This is a genomic window from Pseudanabaena sp. UWO310, from assembly GCF_006861605.1.
GTDB lineage: Bacteria > Cyanobacteriota > Cyanobacteriia > Pseudanabaenales > Pseudanabaenaceae > Pseudanabaena.
Genome location: NZ_SELU01000001.1, coordinates 110,117 through 134,687, shown reverse-complemented (window position 1 = coordinate 134,687; position 24,571 = coordinate 110,117). Strand labels below are relative to the sequence as shown.

The 24,571-nt window shown below is 44.9% G+C and carries 20 protein-coding genes and 1 tRNA gene; 13 read left to right on the top strand and 8 right to left on the bottom strand.

The window, feature by feature from the left end; translation table 11 throughout:
* The first annotated feature begins 95 nt into the window (after positions 1 to 95).
* The 3 genes from psbO to PseudUWO310_RS00560 all read left to right on the top strand — a co-directional run bounded on the left by psbO (position 96) and on the right by PseudUWO310_RS00560 (position 2,103).
* Positions 96 to 938, top strand: a complete 843-nt coding sequence (gene psbO / locus PseudUWO310_RS00565) for a photosystem II manganese-stabilizing polypeptide (RefSeq protein ID WP_009628648.1) — start codon at positions 96 to 98, stop codon at positions 936 to 938.
* A 166-nt stretch (positions 939 to 1,104) separates the two neighbouring features.
* Complete coding sequence (locus PseudUWO310_RS23485; RefSeq protein ID WP_263363362.1) at positions 1,105 to 1,233, top strand: hypothetical protein; 129 nt, start codon at positions 1,105 to 1,107, stop codon at positions 1,231 to 1,233.
* A gap of 363 nt (positions 1,234 to 1,596) precedes the next feature.
* Positions 1,597 to 2,103: a phosphate-starvation-inducible PsiE family protein gene (locus tag PseudUWO310_RS00560; RefSeq protein ID WP_009626354.1), complete on the top strand. Its 507-nt coding sequence runs from the start codon at positions 1,597 to 1,599 to the stop codon at positions 2,101 to 2,103.
* A gap of 286 nt (positions 2,104 to 2,389) precedes the next feature.
* Here PseudUWO310_RS00560 and PseudUWO310_RS00555 read toward each other — a convergent pair whose 3' ends face one another.
* Positions 2,390 to 4,369, bottom strand: a complete 1,980-nt coding sequence (locus PseudUWO310_RS00555) for a S9 family peptidase (protein ID WP_142598153.1) — start codon at positions 4,367 to 4,369, stop codon at positions 2,390 to 2,392.
* Positions 4,370 to 4,579: 210 nt separating this feature from the next.
* Here PseudUWO310_RS00555 and PseudUWO310_RS00550 point away from each other — a divergent pair, with 210 nt between their 5' ends.
* A complete protein-coding gene (locus tag PseudUWO310_RS00550; RefSeq protein ID WP_142598151.1) occupies positions 4,580 to 5,269 on the top strand; it encodes a hypothetical protein in 690 nt (229 codons plus the stop codon).
* A 322-nt stretch (positions 5,270 to 5,591) separates the two neighbouring features.
* Here PseudUWO310_RS00550 and PseudUWO310_RS00545 read toward each other — a convergent pair whose 3' ends face one another.
* Positions 5,592 to 7,934, bottom strand: a complete 2,343-nt coding sequence (locus PseudUWO310_RS00545; RefSeq protein ID WP_142598149.1) for a ComEC/Rec2 family competence protein — start codon at positions 7,932 to 7,934, stop codon at positions 5,592 to 5,594.
* Positions 7,935 to 7,938: 4 nt separating this feature from the next.
* The gene (locus tag PseudUWO310_RS00540; RefSeq protein ID WP_009626350.1) at positions 7,939 to 8,214 is read right to left on the bottom strand and encodes a hypothetical protein; all 276 of its coding nucleotides are present in this window, start codon (positions 8,212 to 8,214) and stop codon (positions 7,939 to 7,941) included.
* Positions 8,215 to 8,370: 156 nt separating this feature from the next.
* Between PseudUWO310_RS00540 and PseudUWO310_RS23480 the strand changes: the two genes are divergently transcribed.
* From PseudUWO310_RS23480 to PseudUWO310_RS00500, 9 genes are all read left to right on the top strand, one after another.
* On the top strand, positions 8,371 to 8,496 hold the full coding sequence (locus PseudUWO310_RS23480) for a hypothetical protein (RefSeq protein ID WP_263363361.1): 126 nt from the start codon (positions 8,371 to 8,373) through the stop codon (positions 8,494 to 8,496).
* 293 nt (positions 8,497 to 8,789) lie between these two features.
* The gene (locus tag PseudUWO310_RS00535; RefSeq protein WP_223805477.1) at positions 8,790 to 10,481 is read left to right on the top strand and encodes an ABC1 kinase family protein; all 1,692 of its coding nucleotides are present in this window, start codon (positions 8,790 to 8,792) and stop codon (positions 10,479 to 10,481) included.
* Between the two features lie 241 nt (positions 10,482 to 10,722).
* Positions 10,723 to 11,460 (top strand): Stp1/IreP family PP2C-type Ser/Thr phosphatase, encoded by a 738-nt coding sequence (locus PseudUWO310_RS00530; RefSeq protein ID WP_009626347.1) that lies wholly within the window; start codon positions 10,723 to 10,725, stop codon positions 11,458 to 11,460.
* A gap of 83 nt (positions 11,461 to 11,543) precedes the next feature.
* On the top strand, positions 11,544 to 12,128 hold the full coding sequence (locus PseudUWO310_RS00525; RefSeq protein WP_142598145.1) for a DUF4157 domain-containing protein: 585 nt from the start codon (positions 11,544 to 11,546) through the stop codon (positions 12,126 to 12,128).
* Positions 12,129 to 12,555: 427 nt separating this feature from the next.
* Positions 12,556 to 13,161 (top strand): recombination mediator RecR, encoded by a 606-nt coding sequence (gene recR / locus PseudUWO310_RS00520; RefSeq protein ID WP_173400652.1) that lies wholly within the window; start codon positions 12,556 to 12,558, stop codon positions 13,159 to 13,161.
* Between the two features lie 146 nt (positions 13,162 to 13,307).
* Positions 13,308 to 13,835: a YdcF family protein gene (locus PseudUWO310_RS00515; RefSeq protein ID WP_411729009.1), complete on the top strand. Its 528-nt coding sequence runs from the start codon at positions 13,308 to 13,310 to the stop codon at positions 13,833 to 13,835.
* A 311-nt stretch (positions 13,836 to 14,146) separates the two neighbouring features.
* Positions 14,147 to 14,219, top strand: a tRNA-Phe gene (locus tag PseudUWO310_RS00510).
* 129 nt (positions 14,220 to 14,348) lie between these two features.
* Positions 14,349 to 14,867 carry an FKBP-type peptidyl-prolyl cis-trans isomerase gene (locus tag PseudUWO310_RS00505; RefSeq protein ID WP_142598143.1) on the top strand — a complete coding sequence of 173 codons (519 nt, stop codon included), beginning with the start codon at positions 14,349 to 14,351 and terminating at the stop codon, positions 14,865 to 14,867.
* 226 nt (positions 14,868 to 15,093) lie between these two features.
* Entirely contained in the window at positions 15,094 to 17,631 is a 2,538-nt protein-coding gene (locus PseudUWO310_RS00500) for a CHAT domain-containing protein (RefSeq protein ID WP_142598141.1), read from the top strand.
* Positions 17,632 to 17,836: 205 nt separating this feature from the next.
* Here the strand turns inward: PseudUWO310_RS00500 and PseudUWO310_RS00495 are convergent, their stop codons facing one another.
* The 5 genes from PseudUWO310_RS00495 to PseudUWO310_RS00475 all read right to left on the bottom strand — a co-directional run bounded on the left by PseudUWO310_RS00495 (position 17,837) and on the right by PseudUWO310_RS00475 (position 24,441).
* Positions 17,837 to 18,259 (bottom strand): hypothetical protein, encoded by a 423-nt coding sequence (locus tag PseudUWO310_RS00495; protein ID WP_055075756.1) that lies wholly within the window; start codon positions 18,257 to 18,259, stop codon positions 17,837 to 17,839.
* Positions 18,260 to 18,424: 165 nt separating this feature from the next.
* Positions 18,425 to 19,327: a hypothetical protein gene (locus PseudUWO310_RS00490; RefSeq protein ID WP_142598139.1), complete on the bottom strand. Its 903-nt coding sequence runs from the start codon at positions 19,325 to 19,327 to the stop codon at positions 18,425 to 18,427.
* 204 nt (positions 19,328 to 19,531) lie between these two features.
* Entirely contained in the window at positions 19,532 to 20,908 is a 1,377-nt protein-coding gene (glgA, locus tag PseudUWO310_RS00485; protein WP_142598137.1) for a glycogen synthase GlgA, read from the bottom strand.
* 144 nt (positions 20,909 to 21,052) lie between these two features.
* Positions 21,053 to 23,305 (bottom strand): beta strand repeat-containing protein, encoded by a 2,253-nt coding sequence (locus PseudUWO310_RS00480; protein WP_142598135.1) that lies wholly within the window; start codon positions 23,303 to 23,305, stop codon positions 21,053 to 21,055.
* 395 nt (positions 23,306 to 23,700) lie between these two features.
* Positions 23,701 to 24,441, bottom strand: coding sequence for a response regulator transcription factor (locus PseudUWO310_RS00475; RefSeq protein ID WP_055076548.1), 741 nt, complete (start codon positions 24,439 to 24,441; stop codon positions 23,701 to 23,703).
* Positions 24,442 to 24,571 lie beyond the last annotated feature (130 nt).

The following is a 24,571-nucleotide window of genomic DNA, read 5'->3' as shown; positions in this document are numbered from 1 at the left end:
GTTATCATAGTCTGTGCTTTGCGCTATCTGTCCTAACTCTAAGATACTACCCGTTAAATCCTGTTAAATCCCGTTAAATTAAGAAGAGGTTATTTATGAAATTTCGTAGTTTTACGAAAGCAATTTTTACATTGTGTATCAGTTTATGTATGTTAGCGGCAAGCGGTCTGTTTGCAATCAATGCGATCGCCGCAGTTGAGCCAGGCTTGACCTACGACCAAATTGTAAATACTGGCTTAGCCAATAAATGTTCGGACATTCTGGGTTCTTCTCGCGGTGGTCGTAACTTTATCCCTGTTGGAGTTGGTCAATCTGTAGAAATTACCGACCTTTGCTTAGAACCAACCTCATTTTTTGTTAAAGAGGAATCCTCTAACAAGCGGAAAAAACCTGAGTTTGTAGCTAGCAAGTTGATGACACGCTCGACTTCGAGTCTCGACTTTGTAAAGGCAAAGGTTACAGGTAATGCCGATGGCAGTCTTAACTTAATCGAAACCGATGGTCTAGACTATCAGCCCATCACCGTTAAAATGCCTGGTGGCGAACTGGTAGCGATTCTATTCACTATCAAAGGTTTCAAGGCTACCACTGCGCCTGGAGTCAATGGCATCACGACATCGGTTGATTTCATTGGATCTACTGATGTTCCCACCTATCGCGGTTCGGGCTTTATCGATCCTAAGGGACGTGGTTTAGCGATCGGATATGACTCTGCGGAAGCATTACCTGCAAAGCGTAACTCCTTTGATAACAGAAGTGTTAAGGATGACTCCACCTCCAAAGGTACGATGTCTTTACAAATCGCTAAGCTCAATGCTGATACTGGCGAAATCGCTGGTACTTTTGAGACCGAGCAAACCTCTGACAATGACCTTGGTGGTGTTGAACCTAAAGAAGTCCTCATTCGCGGCGTATTTTACGGAAAAGTTAACTCTTAATTTTGGTAGTGCTAAATAGTTAAGGATGTCTATCGGAAACCTATAAAGTTGCGCCCCGCAGGGGCGCAACTTTATAGGTTTGGATCTTTAATTAATTAAGCCTAGCTACTTATAAATCCTTGCCTTAATTTTTAAACAGCAAGAAAAAAGAAGACATTGCTTAGTCATGTCTTCTTTTTTCTTGCTGTTTCTTTCTTTCTCGGATTTTGTAGCGATCGCTATCCAAGTCATACCAATTCACAAAATGGCAATGCCATTTTGTGAATCTCAAACCCTTACTGGATTTGATTTTTAATTCACAAAAGTGTTGTCGCACTTTCGTGAATTGGTATGACTTAGGACAGATCAAACCCCAAGAATTGACTGGCGGCGCGAAGCGCCACCAGTCAATTCTTGGGGTTTATGCCCTAAGCAAACCTTAGGTTTTGAGACTGAAACCATTTAAGTAATCACTTATATAGGAAATTCTGATATATATTTCTTGTAAATATAATATAAACTTAATTGAGTAGCTAAGCATAGATAAATTTAAAGCCTAAAAGCCTGTATCGCTCATTTAGTAAGCAGCTTAGGTTCTTACTTTAGGATTTGCCTATACTGAATTACTTACGAACTTAGGAATTGGGCTTCGCCAAAATAAGCAAAATAGGAGAAATTGATGCAAAAGTCACCTAGTCAGCTATCAAGTCAATCAATTACATGGATCGAACGCAATTTTATCGTTCGGGCTTTAGAATCCATTCAAGACTTGATCGTGATCTCCTTATGTCTCGGATTGTTTGGGGTGATGGTATTTCAGCTCAAGGCTATGTTTACTTCGCTATTGTCACCATCAAATTTCAACTTTCATGCCATAACTGCGGATATTTTATTTGTCTTGATTTTGGTTGAGTTGTTTCGATTGTTGATTATTTACTTGCAAGAACATCGGGTTTCGATCGGCGTAGCGGTAGAGGTTTCCATTGTTTCCGTATTGAGGGAAGTAATTGTGCGCGGTGTCTTAGAAACCCCTTGGATTCAGATCTTGGCGACGGGGGGATTTCTATTGGTTTTAGCCGTGCTGCTGTTGGTGAGGGTCTGGATCCCCCCCACCTTTGAGGGAATCGATCCCGAAACGCGAATCGTGCAAGCCTATAATTCGCATAAAGAAGTATTGAAGAATTAATCAATGATCCCGCCACAGGCGGGGGCATTGATTAACGTCAGTTCGGGTGAAGCTGGTAAATTTTTAAAGCCCAAAAGTAAAAGCCTTGCTTAGCAAGGCTTTTACTTTTGGGCTTTGAGAGAGAGTTTGCCACGCAAACCCTCTCTCAAAGCCTTTTCAAATGATCCCGAATTCACGTTTGATACCAATTTCCAAAAGTGTGGCTACACTTTCGGAAATTAAAAACCAAACCTAGTAAGGTTTTTAAAAACCCAAAATGGCGTAGCCATTTTGGGTTTTGGTATGATTAATTTTGCAAATGTTTTTTAAAGAAGTCTAGAGTGTAACCAATCTCTAAGACTTGATTGCTGCGTTTGCTGGAGCCGTGACCTTCGTCGGGAAAGATGACCAGTTGTGAGGGGATTTTTTTCTGTTCGAGGATTTTTTGAATTTGGACAGCTTCCCCAACGGGGACGCGGGGATCGTTTGCTCCTTGAATGATCAGTAGGGGCGATTTGATGCGATCGCTATAGGTGACAGGCGATAAATCGATCAGAGCTTGACGGTCTTTGACGGGATCGCCATATTTACTGATCCGCAGGATGCGGCGATAGGGAGCGGTGTTATTTAAAAATGTAATCAGATTACTAATGCCCACGATCGATACGCCTGCATCATAGCTACCTGCAAATTTGGACATGCCCATGAGGGCAGCGTAGCCTCCATAGCTCCCACCGAGAATACCGATTTTGGGGATGATGCCATTGATTTGCCAATTTTTGCGAAGGTAAATCGATGCATCTTCGATATCGGTGATTACCTTGAGGCGATCGCTTCCATTGTCGGCATTGAGCCAAGCTTTGCCATAGCCCTCGCTACCGCGCACATTGGGCTCGACGAATACAAATCCTGCATTGACAAATATTTGAGCGTAACGATTAAATCCAGGGATACTTTGTCCTTCAGGCCCTCCATGAAAATGCACAATTACGGGGCAGGGCTTTGGCAGAGGATTTTGAGGCGAATTTTCGCATTGCGGCGATCGATAGACAAACATGGGAATTGTTGTGCCATCTCTTGTGGGATAGCTTTCTAGCTTAGCTACCGCGAACTTGTTTGTGTCGATTTCGGGCGTACTCGGTAATAGCCATTGGGTGAGTTGCTCGGTTTGCCAATCATAAATATAGCTAAGCCTTGGGGATTTTGCCGTTTCCACGCCCAGAGTCGTAAACCTTCCGTTCCTTGTCGTTTGTCCTGCGTAAACATGATCGGCGTTAGGAAATTTGGGAAGGGTGATCGCCTCAAAGGTTGTCGCTGCGATCGCCTGCAAGCGGTTGTAGCCACCATCATTAATTGAGTAGAGAATACGTTGGCGTTGGTCATCAATATTAAAGCTGGCGATATCCGCTTTAATTTCGGGCGTAATCGGGGTGAATTGTTGATTTTGGTAGCGATAAAGACGACGAAACTCGCCAAACTTGGGAGTTAAGACTAAATATTCGCCTTTATTGGCTCCATACTTGATGCTGTATTCTTGCTCTTCGTTCTGACCGATCAGAGGTGTTGTCTGACGAGTCTTGACATCATATTCGTAATATTCGCGGGATTGGCTACCTGTGGCTTTAGCAAAGAGAAATTTTTCGCGATCGCCAGTTTGAGGGTTTACGTAGACATCGGCAATCCACCAAATCCCCTCACCGCCAGAAATTTGCACCTTTTTTTTGGTTTGCAAATCGTAGCGATATATGACCGATGCGTCAGGCTTGATGTCATTGGCACTGAAATAAATCGTGCGGGAGTCATTACCGACATATTGCAGTAAAGTGCGTACACCTGCTTGGTGCTGAATTAACTCTAATGCTCCGCCGTTAGTTGATTGTAAATAAAGCCCGGGATTTTCCTCCCCTTGGCGATCGCGTGATAGCAGTAGGTATTTGCCATCGGGAGTCATCCCTGCGATCGTCGTGGCATCCTGTCCGCCCGTTACCTGTATCGGAAATCTTTGCGCCCCATCCAGTCTCCAAACCTGAACCGTACCCGTAATGCTCCAATTAAAAAACATCTGCTTGCCATCGGGAGTTACCATTCCGAGCCCTGGCGATCGCACATCGAGGATAGCCTCGATCGGGCGAGTGACATTGGCGGGTAAAGCGGTTGGGGCATAACGTTTGATTGTGGCAGGATCGAGACTATCCTTTCCTAAGCCTGAATATTGAGCTTGGACAGAAACAGGCGCTGAGAGGACATTTAAAAGCAGAATGCAACTGACTAAAAAACTTTTTTTCATTAGTTTTATCATTGTTTAATGATATTATCGTGATTTTTGTGCCTTTCTGTCATTTAGGAAAAACTTATTTTAGATAAATTTGTAGGATTGTAAGTCTCAACTAAGTTTTAGACTTGTGATAAAACGCAAGTTCGATAGGGGAATACTAGGGTAAAGGGATAGAAATCTACTAAACGTTGGTTAATTTAAGAATTTTAGCGAGTAAAACCTATGAAAAAGTTATTGACTGCTTCTGCATTTTTGACTGCTGCATCGCTTCTGGGGATGGTGGGGAATGCCCAAGCAGCAACTATTTCTGCTTTGACAGGTTACTCAACTATGGGCGGAGCCTCTACGGGTATGCAAGTAAGGGTTACCTTTGCCGATAATACAACCAGTACGGGGGTATGGTCTGCAATTAATTTCTACAGCGGTGTAGCTTCGGCTGATGGCTGGACTTTGTTTCAGTCGGGCGATACCTTTGGAAATCCTTGGACTTTTAGCAACAACTCGTCCAAAACTATTTCCTCCTTATTTATTAATGCGATCGCTGGTTCTACCTTATTTGACCAAACTAATCCCAATCCTGGTACGACTGGTTCTGCCGCAGGATGGGATTTCACGCCAGTAATTGGATCGTCGCCGACCTCCTTTACCTATAGCAATATTGTTAACCTTGTCGGTCAGCCTGCGGTTGGTGATCTTTATGCGGCTCTAACCATTAATTGGGATAGTGGCTTCTCCACGGGGAGTAACCTGAGTTTCATTGCCGATACAGACAGTGCAATTTCTGTGATCGATCCTTCCGATCCTCAATCCGTTCCCGTTCCTGCGGCTTTTATAGGTATTGGTTTGGCTGGTGCTTTCTTGGCTAAAAAAGAAATTAGCCGCAGACAAAAATCTCAGAAATCAGAGCAATGAAGGCATTGCTATAAGCATCAAACCCCAAGAAGAGAAGGTTGGCGCGAAGCGCCAACCTTCTCTTCTTGGGGTTTGATTTTGTCCTCAAATCATTGGCTACGGCTATATAGCTGCCGTTAATACCAAATCACAAAATGGCTATGCCATTTTGGGAATTGAAAACCCTCACTGGGTTTGGTTTTCAATTTCCAAAAGTGTAGCCACACTTTTGGAAATTGATATAACTAGCCCCAAAGAGGATTACCGCGCGGAGCGCGACAACCCTCTTTGAGGCTTTAACCAATTCACGAAAAAAATGGCTACGCCATTTTGAGCTTTGGCATTAAATAGGTGATTGCGAATCTTGCTGATCGCGTAGAGTATGAAAGTCTTTTTCAGGATTCCATTGAATGGAGCCATCGCGCCCTGTCCAAAACACTCTAACTTTGGCATCGTAAAGTTGATTAACCATCTCTTCGACAACACTAGTTGCTGAAGCGATCGCAATTGTCGGTTTGATCGCCTGTAAAATCACGGGATCGATCTGAATGCCTGTCCACCAAAGCACATTAGCCGTTAGCTGGGGCAGTAATTCTTTTTTAGCAGCGATCGCTTGTTGGGATTTGGGATCGGTATTAGCAAGCAACAACCATGATAGGTCGCCCGTTTTCAGCTTTAAAATGTCAGGTGATTGATTGAGTAATTGAATCTGGACTTGATTGTTAATAGTTAAGCTTTCGCCAACCTTGAGCGAGGCTAGAGGAGTTTTGGCATTAGCAAGGGTCTGTTGGAGATCTTGGTAGGGCTTTGGGGTGACCCCAAGACTGATATCGCGAAATTGGCTGATCGCTACGGAACTAGTCAGCGCATTCCAGCCATCGCTGACATCGGGCTGTGTATCCGTAGAAACGCCCCAATCGAGGCGATTAATGCCTAGTTTTTGTAAGAATGGAATTAAGGTAAAGTTGGCAAATTGACGATCGCCGCTATTAATCAAAACCGTTTGATTTTGATTTCTAATTAGCATAATCGGCACATCATTAAAGGCTGGGATGGTGACTTGAAAAGAATTTTGCTGAGCAAGCGTATTGGGGACAAATAAGACCACACAGGCCAGAACAAAGGCGATCGTCCAACGCTGCATCTTGGCAAACCAAGGCAAGAGCCAGATCGCCACAAATAACATATAGGCGATTAACATCTGCCAGATACTAATCGCGCCCACGCTGATGCTGGTATTCGGTAAATTATTAATCCATTGGGCGATATCGATTGTCCAATGTAATAGGGGGTATAGTAGCCAAGCGATCGCCGCCCCTAGGGGTACAAAAATAATTGCCAACAGTCCGCTAATGATGCCCCCATAGGTTGCGATCGAGACTAAAGGTGTGGTCAATACATTCGCAATTAAGCTATAGGGAGAGAGCTTGCCAAATACCAATAGTTGCAGGGGCAAAGTCCAGATATAGGCGGCAATGGGGACGGATAGCAATTCGGCGATCGCAGGGGGTAGCCATTCCAGACGTTCGGCGATCGATCGTGCGGTAGTCAGTAACCCAAAGGTTGCCAAAAAACTAAACTGGAAGCCTAAATCCCAGATCCATTGGGGCTGATAGAGCAATAGTAATACTGCCGTAATTAGTAAACCGATCACAGGACGGCTACGGCGCTGCACCACTAAACCGATCAAACTCCCAAAACCCATCAGTACGGCTCGCAGGATCGATGGACTAGCACCTGTTAGCAGTAAATATCCACCCAAGCAACAACAGCCAACCGCAAACTTGATCTTGAGCGAACTATTGTTGGTTAAAGCGATCGCCGCTCCGAGTACCAAAGTAACCTGAAAGCCCGAAGCCGCTAGCACCGCTGCCAATCCTGCTTGAATAAAAGCATCCTTCAGATCGCTGGGTAAGTCCACAGCGCGACTGCCTAATACCAAAGAGCTAAGTAAAGAACCCTCTGGCACGCCTGCGCCCATTACATGGGCGCGAACGATACGACTGATAAACCACCATTCCCCAAAACTCACAGGATTGCCCTGCATGACTAGCGATCGCCCGCTTAACCCCGCAAATACTCCCTGACGCGCCAGATAGGACTTAAAATCAAAGGCTCCAAAATTATCCGCACGACTCGGCAAATAAAGCCTGCCCGATAGCTCGATCTCTTGACCGACCCGCAAACCCGTTACTTCGATTAGGGGCACTGTTACATATAGCTTGCCCGATGTTGCCATAAACTTCTTGTCATTATCCGTATTAGCCGCATTACTGCTCGGATCATTAGAAGTGCGATCCTTGAGATCTTTAATATTGACTTTGCCAGAAAGGTTAACCTCCTGCACGGCTAACAAAAACTTGGCTCTCTCACTACGGGTTAAGCTAGGCGATTCAATGACCTTTCCCCGCACGATCGCATTGGAGAGTGGGGCATACTTAGAGATATCATCAGCCGATGGCTGCGGCGTGCGAATTTTTAAATAAAAACAAGCAAAAATTGCCACGATTGTTGCTAAGAGATAAACCCATCGCTTAGGTCCCAAGCGCCAAATCGCGGGAACTAGCATCGATAAACCAAAGCCAATACCAAAAACTACATAAAACCCCGTCCAATCTGGTAAGAAACTGGCGTAGGCTCCTGCAATAAAGAATAAGGACAGAACTAGGGCAACTTGCGACTTCATTGGCTCAACTTAAATCATCGCCATAACTATTCCGAATCGCCCGATCGCTAAATTCTGATGGGGGGCGATCGTTACTCCAAGCCCACCATACCGATTGGCATTCACATTGATAAAATTCCTGCCACTTGCGTTGATGATTTTCGGTGTAAACAGGCGATCGACGGTTAACCCACACAGCCTTAGCACTGCTTGGGGCTTGTCCGCAACGAGGGCAGCAAAAACCATCTGCATGTGTTGCCTTTTCGACCCACTCTGGAGGAATTGGATTGAAAGCTTCCATAAAATTAGAAGGAAAATTATTCTGGGTCTATTCTTAAGTATCTAGGCGCAATTAAATATAAAACTAAAATCCCAAAAGCTGTAGCGCACGCGCCGCGTGCGCTACAGCTTTTGACTCTGGTTTTTGACTCTGGCTTTTAATTATGCCTAGCTACTTATGCAAAGCATAATAACAGCAAATAGTAATGTCTATGATGCCAAGGGAATTGCCAAAAATAGTGCTGAAAGACAGAATCTGAACTTGTCTCTTTCAGGTAAATCACGACCTGACGCATCTTTATGATCGGGAAAGCGTCTTTTTCCACATTAAGTAGCTAGGCGAAATTAAATATAAAACCCCAAAAACTGTAGCGCACACGCTGCGTGCGCTACAGTTTTTGATTCTGGATTTTAATTATGCCCAGCTACTTACCCAATAATCCAACATGCTGAAGGGGAATTATGGAGCGGCTTTAGTTTGAAATTCTAAATGCAGTAGTAAAGCAACCTCCCAAATATTAACAACTATAAATATTCACGCTAAGATGTAAAGGTTTGTTACAGATTTCTTGATAGTCCTTCTGCCGTTAGTGAATCGTGTCAGTTTTATCCTCTGAACCCAATTATCGTTGGAGTCGTGACAACTACTCTGAACTTGCCCGCACCATTGATATTTGGCGCACAGTCCTCACATTCTCTTGGATGATTTGGCTTGACAACAAAAAATGGAGCTATGTCGGGGGCAAGACTGAAGCCAAGGTTAAAAAACGTACTCGAAAAAGAGCGATTTGGTTGCGCGAGTCCATGCTGCAACTTGGTCCAACCTTTATTAAGGTGGGACAACTTTTATCAACCCGTGCCGATATTTTGCCTGCGGAATCCGTAGAGGAACTATCAAAATTACAGGATAAAGTCCCTGCTTTTACGGTGGCGAAGGCAAAGCAAATCATTGAGTCTGATTTGGCTAAGCCGATTGATCACATGTTTGGATATTTCGATCCCATTCCTCTTGCAGCGGCGAGTCTCGGGCAAGTCCATAAGGCTCAATTGCATACGGGCGAAGAAATTGTTGTTAAGGTGCAACGTCCAGGGCTATTGAAGCTATTTGCGATCGATTTAGGTATTCTCAAGCGGATTGCCCAATATTTTCAAAATCATCCCAAGTACGGCAGGGGGCGCGATTGGGTTGGTATTTATGAAGAATGCAGCAAGATCCTCTATCAGGAAGCAGATTATTTAAACGAAGGTAGGAATGCTGACATTTTTCGCCGTAATTTTCGAGGCGATCGCCGCATTATGGTTCCAAGAGTGTATTGGCGCTATGCCTCAAAACGGGTACTGACCCTTGAGTATATGCCAGGGATTAAAGTTAGTAACTATGAAGCCCTAGAAGCCGCAGGAATCGATCGCAAGGCGATCGCCCGCATTGGGGCAGAGTCTTATTTAGAGCAGTTACTCAATCACGGATTTTTTCATGCCGATCCCCATCCTGGCAACTTAGCGGTTACGGCAAAAGGCGAATTGATTTTCTACGATTTCGGCATGATGGGACAGATCCAATCGATCACTCGCGAGAAATTATTGCGAACCTTCTTTGGGATTGCTCAAAAAGATGCCGAAGTCGTAATTAATTCTTTGATCGATCTCGGTGCATTAGAGGTTACTGGCGATACAGGTCCCTTGCGGCGATCGGTGCAATATATGCTTGATAACTTCATGGGACAGTCCATGGATAAGCAATCCGTTGCGGCTATTAGTGACGATCTGTACGACATTGCCTATGACCAACCATTTCGATTCCCCGCCACATTTACCTTTGTCATGCGGGCTCTCTCTACATTAGAGGGACTGGGCAAAGGACTTGATCCCAGCTTTAACTTTATGGAAGTCGCAAAACCCTACGCAACTAATCTTATGGAAAATGGTAGCGCTAAAGAATCGGGAAATTTATCCACGGCTTTTTTCGGGGAACTAGGTAGGCAGGCTACTCAGGTGAGTAGCACCGCGATCGCTTTACCTCGGCGTATCGATGAAACCCTCTCGAAACTAGATCGTGGCGATATCCGTGTGCGGGTCAAATCGCAAGAAACCGATCGCCTCTTACGAAGACTGAGTAATGTTGGTATCGGCGCAATTTACGCACTACTCGGTGCGACCTGTTTTTTATGTGCCACCCTCTTATTTATTAATGGGCTCCAGATCCCTGCCCTGATTACAGCCATCCTTGCGGGAATTTTTGTCCTAATACTATTGCGATTGTTATCAAAAATTGACCGCCCTGAACGATGATTGGATAGCATTACTCAAACAGCAATAAGTAGCTAGGCATAATTAATTACAAACCAAAACCAGTGAAGTTGTGCCCCTACCGGGCGCAACTTCACTGGTTTTAGCAATTTATTTTGCACAAGCACTTATTGATAATGACTGACAGTTTGTAGATATTGCTATAGTTTTTGCCTGTGAGCGCTAAACTAAAGATTGCTATAGCAGAACTGGTCAATAAATACGTCGAGCCGAACCACCTAACATGAAGCGTCTATTTGCGGGAGCAACCGATACTGGCTGCGTCAGATCAGCCAACCAAGATTCTTACTATATCGATCCTGAGGGACGATTCTTTGTAGTTGCCGATGGGATGGGAGGGCACGCAGGCGGAGAAGTGGCAAGTCAAATTGCCGTCGATTCTATTCGTGCATGTTTAGAAGCTCTTTGGGATGACGAAACGACACCACAGCAGTTGATGCAGGATGCAATCTCTAAGGCAAATCAAGCAATTATCAATGATCAAGCAGATCATCCCGTGCGATCGGATATGGGAACCACCATCGTGATATTGCTATTTCGGGACGAACAGCCTTGGTATTGTCATATTGGTGATTCGCGGTTGTATCGTTTGCGCGGGCCAAAACTAGAGCAGATCAGCGACGATCATACATGGATTGCGCGAGCCATTCAGACGGGGGTAGTCAATCCTGAAGATGCCAAAAGCCATCCTTGGCGGCATATGCTTTTGCAATGTTTGGGGCGTGAAGATGTAAAGTCGATTTCTGCCCGTGAAATTGAATGGCAACCTGGCGATCGCTTTTTGATCTGTAGTGATGGGTTAACAGAGGAACTAACTGACGATCGCATCGCCCATCATCTCAAGAGTATTCGCAACTGTCAGCAGGCTGCTCAAGCCTTGATCGAGTCGGCGAAATTGCGTGGTGGGCGAGATAATATCACCGTGGTAATTGTTTCTAACGAATTAAATGCCAACAGCTAAAAATTAAGCAGCAATCAAAAGGCAATTGAGCTGATGTTTGAGATCTTCTCCTAGCCATTGGTCAAGCCATCTCTGTAAAGCCTATGAATAGCATTCGGAGAATCATTTTTTTAATTCTGTTGACCCTCTCACTGGTTACCGCCATTGGGATGTCTGATGTAGGCTTTTGGGCTGACTCGGAAACAAAGTCTAGCTTCGCTGAGGAGGCTTGGGGGCAAGCGGGCTCGATCGCCTATCAAGCAGCCTCAAAAACGATGCATTCTAAGAATGGTGAAGGAGTACCGCTAGATAATGTCCAAAAACGCTACCTCAGGCGTTATTTCATTGACTATATCGATCATGTGCAGGTTATTTATAATGCCCAAATGATGGATCGTTGGGTACTGGGTAATGTCGCCGTGCATTTTGGTAGGGTTGAGACGATCGCCCAAACCTATTGCGATCGGATTTATCTCCGCGACGATTACAAACCTGAAGATCTCAAACAGTTATCGGTAATTGCCCATGAGATGGTGCATGTCCGTCAATGCTCTAAAAACGGTGGCTTAGACCAGTTTGGCTACCAATATTTTGTTGAATATAAACGAGCTAAGCAAAAGTACGAGAACAACCTCATGGAGCGGGAAGCTTACGACTTGCAAAATCGTTTTGTGCAAACTAATCAATAACTAAAGAGCAAAGGATGAGTGGCGGCGCGAAGCGCCGCCACTCATCCTTTGCTCTTACCTAACGTTGCTATAGCTACAGTCACTTGAATTAGGACAAATCAAAACCCAAGAATTAATTGGCGGCGCTTCGCGCCGCCAATTAATTCTTGGGTTTATACCAATTCACGAAAGTGTGACAACACTTTTGTGAATTAAACACCAAACACAGTTAAGGTTTTGAGATTCCCAAAATGGCAACGCCATTTTGGGAATTGGTATTACAGCTATAGCAATCCTAAATGGTTTGTGGAAGCGCCCCCCTTTCGGGGGGCGCTTCCACAAACCAAAAAATCTACAAATGATTTAGGACTGCTATACATATTTTAAAAATTTTGTAAAACTGCAAAGGCATGAGTTAGCGTTAAGATTGTTAACGTTAACTCATGCCTTGCCTGTCTTGTATACTCGCCCTCTCGCTAATCTCATCGAACAGTTGCAGCGTCTCCCTGGGGTGGGCGCTAAAACTGCACAACGCTTATCTCTCCATATCCTCAAGCGTCCCACCGAAGAGGTAGAAGCCCTCGCTCAAGCATTAGTTCAGGCAAAGCAGCAGGTCGGTAGCTGCACCCTATGCGGACATCTATCGGCGGAACCAATCTGTGAAATTTGTGCCCATCCCAGTCGCGATAATTCAGTGATTTGTGTTGTTGCTGACTCCCGCGATCTAATTGCCCTCGAAAAAACCCGTGAATATCGCGGGAAATATCACGTTTTGGGCGGTTTGATTTCGCCGATGGATGGGATCAGTCCCGATCAATTAAATATTCAGAGCCTAGTACGGCGCGTCAGTGGGAACCGAGTCTCGGAGGTGATCATGGCGATCGCTCCTAGTGTCGAAGGAGAGACTACTACCCTATACGTAGGTGGTTTATTGAAACCTTTTACCAAAGTTACGCGAATTGCCTTTGGTATTCCGATGGGCGGTGACTTAGAATATGCAGATGAGGTAACACTTGCCAAAGCGATCGAGGGCAGACGCGAATTAGATTTTTAGTTTTGAATTAGTTTGAAATTAGTTGGAAATATTTCCAACTGCTAGAAATATCATGTTGCATATTGTTCCATCATGCAGATAATATTTTGCTGGTTTGCAACTCAATAATGACCATGATAATGACCATGATTGACCCGTTCCCTAAAATGAGTTCTATGACAGCTTTATCAGGGTTAATTGGTTCTGGGTGCATGATCTTTGGCGTTCCATGTTTACCAACTATCAGTGCCAGCCCTACGGCTAGAGAGCCTCAGGCAATCCTAGTATTAGGAGGCTCGCCTACCCGTGAAAAATTTGCTGCTCAATTTGCTTTAGAACACCCTCAACTGCCGATCTTTGTATCCTCTGGCAGTCCAGAGGAATATGCTCAGTATGTATTCGATCAAGCTGGGGTGAAACGCGATCGCATCCACTTAGACTATCGGGCTGTAGATACGGTTACCAATTTCACGGTGATGGTGACGGAGTTTCAGCAGCGCAAAATTACTGATGTATATGTAATTACCTCGGAGTTTCATATGCCCCGTGCCCTTGTGATTGGCAAAATCGTTTTAGGTAGTCGCGGCATCGAGATGCATCCTGTGGCAATTCCGTCGCAAATAAAATCTGAAAATCCCACTAAGTCGCTACGTGACGGTCTGCGTTCGGTTTTTTGGTTAGTAACGGGCTCTTAGCATTTTGGGTTTTATCCCAAATTAAAAAACAAAACCAGAGAGCGTACCGCCCGCTTAGCGGGCGGTACGCTCTTCTAGGTTTTAAGTTTACTTATGCTTAGCTACTTATACCAAAACACAAAATGGCGTAGCCATTTTGTGTTTTTAAAACCCTTACTGGGTTTGGTTTTCAATTCCAAAAAGTGTAGCCACACTTTTTGGAATTGGTATTAAAAGCACTTGGATTGCAATTTCTAGAAATATTTTTTCAATAATATTGATCGAAATTCACTTTCGGTGTTATCTTAATAAAGCGCTAAAAAACGCAACAAGCCGGGATAGCTCAGTTGGTAGAGCAGTGGACTGAAAATCCACGTGTCACGAGTTCAAATCTCGTTCCTGGCATATTTATAAAAAAAGAGTTCGCTCAGCGAACTCTTTTTTTGTTTTTGATTGAGGTGTAGTCACACTTTACTTAATTGGTATAAGATTCCAAAAGCTAAGTCATCACGTAATTGATTGGAGAGTAGAACCTTGAAAGGAATTTTGATTAGCTTTGGCATTATGGCGGTTGCTGTGCTGGTCATTGTAGTTGCGCAAATTACAGGCGGACAGACAGCAGTTGCTAGTACTGGTGCACCCTCTACAGGTGTACCAAATCAAACAACAGTAAAAATAGCAGACGCACCTTTAATAAATATGAGCGATCCCGAAATCAAAGCAACTGGCACTGGGCTAAAATACCAAGTGCTCAATGCAGGCACAGGTGCAACCCCTAAGCAAGGAGATACCGTAACTGTACATTACACGGGGAGGTTAGAAGATGGCACTAAGTTCGATAGTTCTCGCGATCGCAATAGTCCTTTTTCGTTCAAGCTGGGCGTTGGTCAAGTAATTAAGGGCTGGGACGAAGGCTTATCTCTTATGCGCGTTGGCGATCGCTATAACTTGATTATTCCTCCCGAACTCGGTTATGGCGTTCGTGGGGCAGGTGGAGTCATTCCTCCTAATGCCACTCTGATCTTTGATGTCGAGTTACTACGTATTTCTTAAATCGTTCAATCGGAAAAAGCACTGCCTCAAGACAGTGCTTTTTCGTTAGGGGTAATACCAATTCACGAAAGTGTGGCAACACTTTTGGGAATCTCAAAACTTTACAGGGTTTGCTTTTTAATTCATTGAAGTGTTGGCTCACTTCAGTGAATTAGTATAAGGGTTTTAAAATTACAAAATGGCGTAGCCATTTTGTAATTTGGTATAAGGCTATGCATAAAAGGCTATGGATAAAAAGTTAGTCACGATCGCCTTAATCACGATGTTGTCGGGGCTGCCTATGCAAGCCTTGGTCTGTGATCTGGGCGCACAAGAGCAGAGCGATCGCCAGATCCAATCAGGGCAATTACTAAACCAAGGGCTTCAGCAATATCGCGCACGTCAGTACGAGTCCGCCTTTCAGTCATGGCAAAGCGCTTTACAGATTTACCAAGAAATCAAAGACCGCGTTGGGGAAAGCAAGGTATGGAATAATTTGGGGCTTGCTTACTATAGTCTTGGACAATTTGCGAAGGCAGTTCCTTTCTTTCAGCAACGGTTGACCCTCTCGCGGGAATTAAACGATCGGCGGGCTGAAGCCTATGCCCTTGATAGTTTGGGGCTGAACTATATTCAGTTAGGGCAGTACGAGCAAGCGATCGCTATGTATCAGCCTGCTATAGAAATTTTGAGCCAACTCAATGACCGTAAAAATGCAGGTAATGCGCTCGGAAATCTGGGCATTGCCTATCGTGAATTGGGGCAATATGCCAAAGCGATCGCTTGCCATCAGCAACAATTGGCAATTACCCGCGAGATTAGCGATCGCGCAGGGGAAGGAAGAGCCCTAGGGGGACTTGCCATTGTTTATCGTGAATTGGGGCGATATGAAAAGGCGATCGATCTCAATCGACAGGATTTAGCGATCGCCCGCGAATTGAAAGATCTGAGCGGACAGGCTAGGGCGCTCAATAATCTGGGCACGGTCTATAGCGACTTGGAGCAATATCCCCAAGCAATTGTTTTGTATAAACAAGGCTTAGAAATATCGCGCAGTCTGAAGGATCGCAGTGGAGAAGGTAGAACCCTCGGCAATATCGGCAATGGTTATCGGCAGTTAGGACAATACGAGCAGGCGATCGCTTTTCTGGAGCAACAATTAACCATCGCCCGTAACATTAACGACACCGCCGCAGAAGGCAAAGCTGCGGCTGGGCTGGGCATTGCCTACAATCGGTTAAGAAAGTATGAAAAAGCCTTGGACTTTTATCAACAAGATTTAGCGATCGCCCGTCAACTTAAGGATCGTAATGGTGAAGGGAGAGCGCTAAATAATTTGGGCGTATTGCTTGGGGAATTAAAACAGCCCGAACTGGCGATCCTTTATTACAAACAATCGGTCAACATTCAAGAATCGATTCGCAGAGATATTCGCGGATTGAGCAAAGAGGAACAGCGATCTTTTTTGGGAACGGTGGCAGGCACATACCGTAGCCTTGCGGATCTATTGCTCAAACAAGGACGGGTGATGGAAGCGCTGCAAATCATCGATCTATTAAAAATCCAAGAACTGGAAGACTACCTCCAAAATGTCAAAGGGAATGAGCGTACAGCTCAGGGAATGCGAATTTTAGAGCCTGAGTCAAAAATTAGTCGCCTATCCACGGTGAGCTTTGCCCAAATTCCCTTGCTGAACCGCGAACTAGCTCAACAGATCCAGCAGATTGCGCCATCGGAACTTAATAAGGCTCCAGCATACTTACAAAAACTACCGCAAGGGGTGGTGCTCATCTATCCATTAGTGCTGCTAGATCGTCTGGAAATAGTAATTTTTGCGGCTAATTCTATTCCTACGGCGCGTACGGTGGCGATCGCTAAACCTCAACTAGAAGAGATGATCGCCGATTTTCGTAATGACTTGCAAGATCCTAGCTCCTACGACATCAAGACCTCGGCAAAGAAGCTATACGAGATCCTCATCAAACCGATTGAATCCGATCTCAAGCAAGCAAAGGCTAAGACCATTCTCTATGCCCCTGATGGGATCTTGCGTTATATTCCCCTCGCCACCCTCTACGATGGCAAGCATTGGTTAGTGGAACGATATCGCATCAATAATCTCATTTCCTACAGTTTGCTGGATCGCGATCGCCAATCATTGCCTGACTTAACGATCTTAGCGGGAGCATTTGGCGGTAAAGCGGGAGAGAGCAAATTTGGATTAAGTGGGCTGCCATCTTCTATTACCGAAGTAGAGAACATTGCCTCAACTTTTCCTAAAGCGAATAAATACATTGAACAGAATTTTACGAGTCAGATGATTCGGGATAAAGCGGCTGGTAATGCCATCATTCATTTGGCAACCCATGCGGAATTTAAAAATGGCAGTCCTTTTGAATCCTATCTGTTGTTTGGTGATGGTAGTAAGCTCACCTTAGCCGAAGTGAATGATTTAAAGCTGCAAGATACCCAGCTCGTTGTTTTGAGTGCTTGTCAGACAGGATTGGGTAGTTTGGGAACTGGTACGGAGATTTTAGGCTTTGGCTATCAAGTCCATCGAGCAGGCGCAAGAGCATCGATCGCTTCGCTGTGGAAGGTCTCGGATGGTGGTACGCAAATACTGATGTCTGCTTTTTATAATAATTTGCGAAGGGCAAACAGTGATACATCTATAGCTTTGCGGGAAGCACAGTTGAGCATGGTTAAGCCAAGTGCTAAGGGAGGTGTTAATTATAGTCATCCCTATTTTTGGTCGTCTTTTGTGCTGATTAGTAATAGCTGGTAATACCAATTTCCAAAAGTGTGGCTACACTTTTGGAAATTGCAGCACTTTGCGCTCAAACCCAAACCAAGGAAATTCATGAAAGCGTTGCTTTGCAACGCTTTCATGAATTTCCTTGTGGTTCGTTTGATCGGTAATTGCTGTAAAAACTAAACCTAGTAAGGGTTTTCAAGTTAAGAAATGGCGTAGCCATTTCTTAACTTGTCTTTTACTTGCGATTGAAAACTTCTAAGGTTTGACGGCTAAAATCGCGCAAGTTAGCGATCCCGTCTTCCATGGGGATGTTATCGCCTAAAAATTGCCAATTGTCCACCGTAGAAAAGCGCCACCTTTCTCCCTTATAGTCATGTCCGCTCGCCTCAATACCGATCGCACGCAGATCGCCATCGACAGGATCTTCATATAGACGAATTTGGAAGAGAATACAACGAACCTTGAGCCGCCAACTTACCCCTGGAAAATGAAAGCCCACATCAATCGAATCGGGATCGAGAAGTTTCCGCGTATCCGAATTATTTAGCCAAGGTTTGAGATCCGATCGCGCAGCAGGATAAATAGCCTTAAACAAATTGACAATAGTCGCGATTTTGGTTGCGACTTCGACATTTTTAGCTTGTTCGGCAGCATTCACTGGCAAGACCCTCACGCTAAAACCTATAAAGGTAAATAAAAAATTACTGATAAAACATAGCCTAATCAGCTTTTAGTAGCCGATTCTAGCATCTGCTCACCATAAATCGAATTAACTAGCGATCGCTGTAGCAGTTGTTATAAAAAAGGTAGATTACGCCGTAATCTACCTTTTGAGGGGTACTAAATCGGGAATATCCCTAAAATCTTCTAAGACAGAGGGCTCAAAACTTAAGCGATCGAGAAGCTTCGCAAATTCCTTACCGCAAGATGCTGGACTTTGGCGGATTTGCTCCTGTGCAAATTTGATAATGATCCACCCTGAACCGACTAAAGAGCGATCAGCGAGATCGTTTTGCGTGAGACTAGCGGCACTTTCTGAGGAATTCGCGATTTCGATCGCTATCCGCGCATTTAGTTCGGGATTGACATAGGTGAGGGCAGGAGCCCAATGATAATCAATGCTAGGTATATATTGTTGACATCCTTGATAAAGGGTTCCCGATAGGTGTTTTTGCAGCGTAACGCCAAAATTGTAAATTGTCTCCGCGATCGCTTGTTGATCTTGACCAGTCGGTAGCTCTAGCCCTGCGGGATTGGTAAGGACGCGCAAATTTTCGAGGGGGGGCAGTTTGGCAAAGAACTTTTGAAATTGATGGTGGCGAAACTCAAGGACACGTTCTGGGGCATGGGCGATCGCTAATTTTTGCTGATAGCTCACCTCCTCCCGCGAATAGGCTTCTAGCTTTGTAAAATAATTTTGCAGCACATTTTGATGGCTTTGATATCTTCTCTTATAGGTGAGAAATTGATATCTGATCCTGAGGACGATTACCACTGTACCCAAGATCAGCAGAATGATTCCCAGCTCCTTTGCCACAAGAGTGACGATCGCGACGATCGCAATTAGCCCGAAACTTAAGGCGATCGCTTCTTGGATCTGAATTGGTGCAGGTAGTTGATTGGGCGGAGGGCTTGGTAAGGGAATATTAAGTTCGGGCGCAACGGGCTTAGATTGGGCAATGCGCTGCACTTCTGGAGGAATGAGGATAACAGGAAACTGACGCATCGCTTAGTAGCCTGAAAATTCGGTTAAGGGTAATTTTTACAGTGCTTGGCAAGATTGGCAAGTCAACCCAAAAAATGAGTAGTGGCGCTTCGCGCCACTACTCATTTTTTGGATGTAGCTTGTGGCTACACTTTTGGGAATTAAAACCAAATCCAGTAAGGGTTTTAAAATTACAAAATGGCGTAGCCATTTTGTAATTTGGTATTAGGCATTTTCTAAGCCCGGAATCGAGCGATATAGCTGGACATACTTATCCGCTGAGGATTGCCAACTGAAATTACTATTCATGCCGCGTTCCTGTAACAAACGCCATGCATCGGTGTAGCGGTAACTTTCCCAAGCCCTGACCATGCAGGTGTACATGTCCAAAGGCTCGTAGCGATCGAAGCAGAACCCAGTTCCCACCTGACCGATGGGATCGTGGAAGGATACGGTGTCCACCAAGCCACCAGTGCGGCGGACGATGGGCACAGAACCATAACGCAGAGCGATCAATTGGCTGAGTCCGCAAGGCTCAAAACGGCTGGGCATCAAAAAGGCATCGGAACCTGCATAAACACGATGGGATAGGGCGGAATTAAAGAGAATCTGTGCCGACATCCGTCCAGGATAGCGAGCTGCGATTTGCCATAGTTGGGATTCGTAGTAGCGTTCGCCCGTACCTAAGACTACAAACTGAGCATCGGTATAGGCGAGATAGCGTTCTAAGGTTTGTAAGAGTAGATCGAGCCCCTTCTGTTCGACCAGCCTTCCGACCATGCCGATCAAGAAAGTGGCAGGATTGACGGTTAAGCCCAACTCTTTTTGTAAAGCAATTTTATTGGCAAGGCGATCGTCAAGGGTAGCAACGGAATAGTTTTGTACCAAGGCGGTATCGGTGGCAGGATTTTCTAAATCGGTATCGATGCCGTTTAAAATACCCCAAGGTTTGAGGAATGAAAGTAATCCTTCTAAACCTTCCCCATAGGTCGGCGTACAAATTTGCTGCGCATAGGTGGGAGAAACGGTATTTACGCGATCGGCATACTTAATTCCCCCTGCCATCGTGTTATGGGCATCCATATACCAAGGAGTCCATGTGATTTTGTCTAAGAACCAACGCCAAGGTCCTTGATAGGCGAGGTTGTGAATTGTAAATACCGTGCCAATATCGGAAACTTGATGCATCCACACAGGAATCATGCCTGTGTGCCAATCATGGCAATGAATGATATTGGGTTTCCAGTAATTCCATGCAAATTCGGCAACGGCATTGGCAAACATCGTGAAACGCCAATCTTCGTCATCGCCACCATAAATGCGGGCGGGAATAAAGGCTCCATGCCCTACTAAGTAAAGGGGAACATCCGTTCCTGGTAGTACGGTCTGAAAAATATCGAATTCCTGAAACATGGCATAGCCTTTCCAGATCCATTCAGGATTTTCTTTCAGCTTGTCTGGGATCACGCCGTAGTAAGGCATGATAATGCGCACATCATGCCCCATCTTCTTCAGAATCGGGGGGAGTGCGCCCACGACATCTGCCATACCGCCAACTTTGGCGAGAGGAGCAACTTCAGCCGCCGCAAATAAAATTTTCATTCTTCGATCGTTACTCGTATTGTCTGGCTATTTAAATTATTTTCAGGCATAGCGCGATCGCTACAGCAGCTATTTTTTGGGAAGCATTGCGGGAGATCCCGCAAGAGCCCCTAAATCGTAGATAGTGGGGGCTCTTGCGGGGGCTTAAGGAAATGTGCAAGCCGCAGTGGGAATTTGTACAGAATTATTTTGGACTCTATATTTACTAGCTGTGCCTGTATTGCCTCTGGCTGTGAGTTCGGTTACCAAGGCTGGGCTGGGATTTCCTGTGGCGATCGCTGTGGTCAATCCGGCCAGTTGCAATCCTGATGCTGAAGTACTTTGTCGGCGGAATAGATAATCTAGAGTAGAAGTGGGATTGTTTAAGGTATTTCCCTCAAACCTGACACAGAGAGTGGCCGCGTTCTGGGATCTCATAATCATTGATGCATCATCTACACCAGCTTGGGTGTTGGTGTTGGTAACTTTATTGTTTAACACCGCCGCCCGAATAGATGACTCACCGCCACTGTTCGTTTCTCCTACCCGCACCTGAATTGCCGCACCACCGACATTGCTAATATTGTTGTTCGCGATCGTCGTTGTTCCAATTGAGCCGTCAACTGCCCCAAAGCTAATGCCTTTGTTAATAACGTTATCGATCGTGTTGCTGCTAATTGTTAATGTGGCATTAGCACGATTGCCAAGATTAATATCAATGCCATCGGCTCCATCTGTAGCGCCAGTAATATTCTTAATGGCATTGCCAGTAATATTGACCGTGGCAGTAGCCGTGGTACTACAGGCTCCCAAATCACTGTAAACTCGGCAAAGACTAAACTCAATACCATCTATTTCATTTACGCCTGCTGTAGCGGTATTGCTACCCACAGTATTATTCGCAATCGTCAGATTGATATTGCCTGTATTGTTGCGTACGAGAATACTTGCCTCTACGTTAGTTTGGGTGCTGGGCTGAATTGTATTAACTACGGTATTGCCAGAAATTACGGCATTGCCACTGACGTTATCGAGACGAATGCCCTCGGCGATCGCATTGCTGACTTGATTTCCCGTGACGTTTGTATTACCACTCGCGCTTACCAAGACAATGCCTCGACCCGAACTACCTATAGGAGTAGTGGCGGGAGCCGTAATCGTGACGTTGTTATAGGCGATCGTGGAATTAACATTGTTATTACCGACAACTGCGGGATTTGCACCCGTAGTACCAACATTTTTATTGATGCGATAGCCGATCAGGGCTTGATTGGAGCCAGATGCTAGAGTAACTGTTCCATTGACTATGGGATAGACACCAGTGTTTGACGTAACTGGCAGATTGGAGAAAGTAGTACCGCCTGCACCAAGCTGATAGGCAATGGGGATGACACTGGGCGCACTAGATATAACTTTTGTGCCATCAGGAATTGTAAATCCGCTGAAAGTTGGCGCTGTAGAGCCATTGGGGGTATAGGTATAAACAATGCCATTGCCACTAGATGCCCCCGCATTGGCAAGGGCTGTCGAAAAATTAGCAAAAGACACAACATTCGGCGTGCCACTTAAACCTGTAGTACTATCGGCGACTACAAAGAAACTGTAAGGCTGACCTGTTACGGGATTGATGGCGACAAGTCCATCGCGAACGGTTTGATTCTCGACTAGGATGGAGCCATTCCGCGAAAGCGGTTCATTCATGCGGTCTAGCAAGGTCGGCGGAGTGACTTTTCTTTCCGAACGGTTGGAAAGATTTATGCCAATATTGAAAAGAATGCTGGTGCCAAAAATGCGATCGTTCTGAATCGATAAACCCGCATTAACGAGATCGCCATAGTACGCTAAGCCCCCCTTAATACCTAAGGCTCCGATGCTATTGGTAGCGGTGTAATAATAGGTTCCGAGATAGGGGCGTAGGTAGCCAGCATCGCCTGTGTTGACTATTGTGCCAGCTTCTAACTCCACACCACCCATGGCGGCATCAAAACGACGCTCGCGATCGATCAAAAACTGAGTGCCCTGAAAAGTTCCACTGTTGAGAATCGTTTCGCTCAATTGGGTATTAGTCTTGCCCACTGGAAGATAGGCATTGAGTCGCATATCCCAAGATTCTGCAAAAAACTCTAAACCTGCGGAAATTTGATGAAAAAACTGCGCTCCCGTATCGCGATTGTCGTAGGCTAGATAGCCACCTAGTATATATTTGCCAATGTCATTTAGCGATCGATAACCAACGGCAAGGTTAGAACCCATGCGCCCATTGTTAAAGAGCCGAACTTGAGGATTGAGATATAAAAAGTTTTCTGGAGTTTGATTGAGAGGAATGCGTAACTCAACGCTAGTATTACCGTCTAGACCTGCGCCACTGCCGTTATAACGAAGTTGAGCATCAAGTGGAAAGGGATTAGTCTGACTCACCACTTCTGAGACAACTATTCCATTTATACATATTATTCCGTTTATACATATTAATGATGTTAATGATGATAAACAACAAGATTTGAATCCCCAAGATGACGCTCTTTTCTGCATAGTCCCTAATAACCCATTTTTCTAACAAGAATCTACATCCAACTTATTTTGAAGGTTAAGGTCTCAACACCCCTGTGTTGCCGAATACTCGACTATATGAAATTTGCAAAATTTTCTGGAAAGTACTGTAGCAACGTAGGAGATATCTAGGAAAAATCAAAACCCCAAAGAAGAGTGGCGGCGCAAAGCGCCGCCACTCTTCTTTGGGGTTTTGATTTAATTACGCCTAGCCACAAGGTTTTTCAAGTTAAGAAATGGCTACGCCATTTCTTAACTTGCTATTACTCAGCGATCGCGCCATCGTCTGGACTGCTATCGTTATCATGGGGTAGCTCTAGGCAATATCCCGCACCATATACGGTTTTAATATATTTAGGATGGCGCGGATCGGGTTCGAGTTTGGTACGGAGATGCCGAATATGGACACGGATGGTTTCGATATCGTCATCAGGTTCATAGCCCCAAACTTCCTTGAGGATTTCGCTAGGCGATACGGTCTGACCGTGACGTTGCAAGAGACAATGCAGGAGCTCAAATTCTAGATGGGTTAATTTGACGGTTTGATTAAACCAAATGGCTTCAAAGCGCTCAGGTACGAGTGTTAAGGAACCAAAGATTAAAATTTCACCATGCTTAGCCGTATCAATAATTCGATTTGTGCGCCTTAGTAAAGCCCGCACTCGCGCTAGCATTTCTTCGAGTTCAAAGGGCTTAGTTAAATAATCATCGGCTCCAGCGTTAAAACCTTCGACTTTATCTTGGGTTTGTCCCATGGCTGTGAGCATCATTACGGGAATTTCTTTAGTCCTTTCGTCACGACGCAATCTTTGACAAACTGTAAATCCATCTACCCTAGGTAGCATTAAATCAAGGATGATCATGTCTGGCATCAACTGAATGGCAAGGGCTTGTCCTTTGATTCCATCACTTGCTTGACTGACTTGATATCCAGCATGTTCAAGGTTTAGCGTGACCATTTCAGATATTATCGGATCATCATCAATCAAGAGTAGCCTAGGCATCATTAGTCAAAGTTCCATCTATACGATTTGATTACGTTTTTTTAAAATATATCACAGGGATACATAACAAGTCGGGGATGGGGTGATGTGCTATCAGTCGTACTACCAGTCATAGTTGGTCTTAATGGCG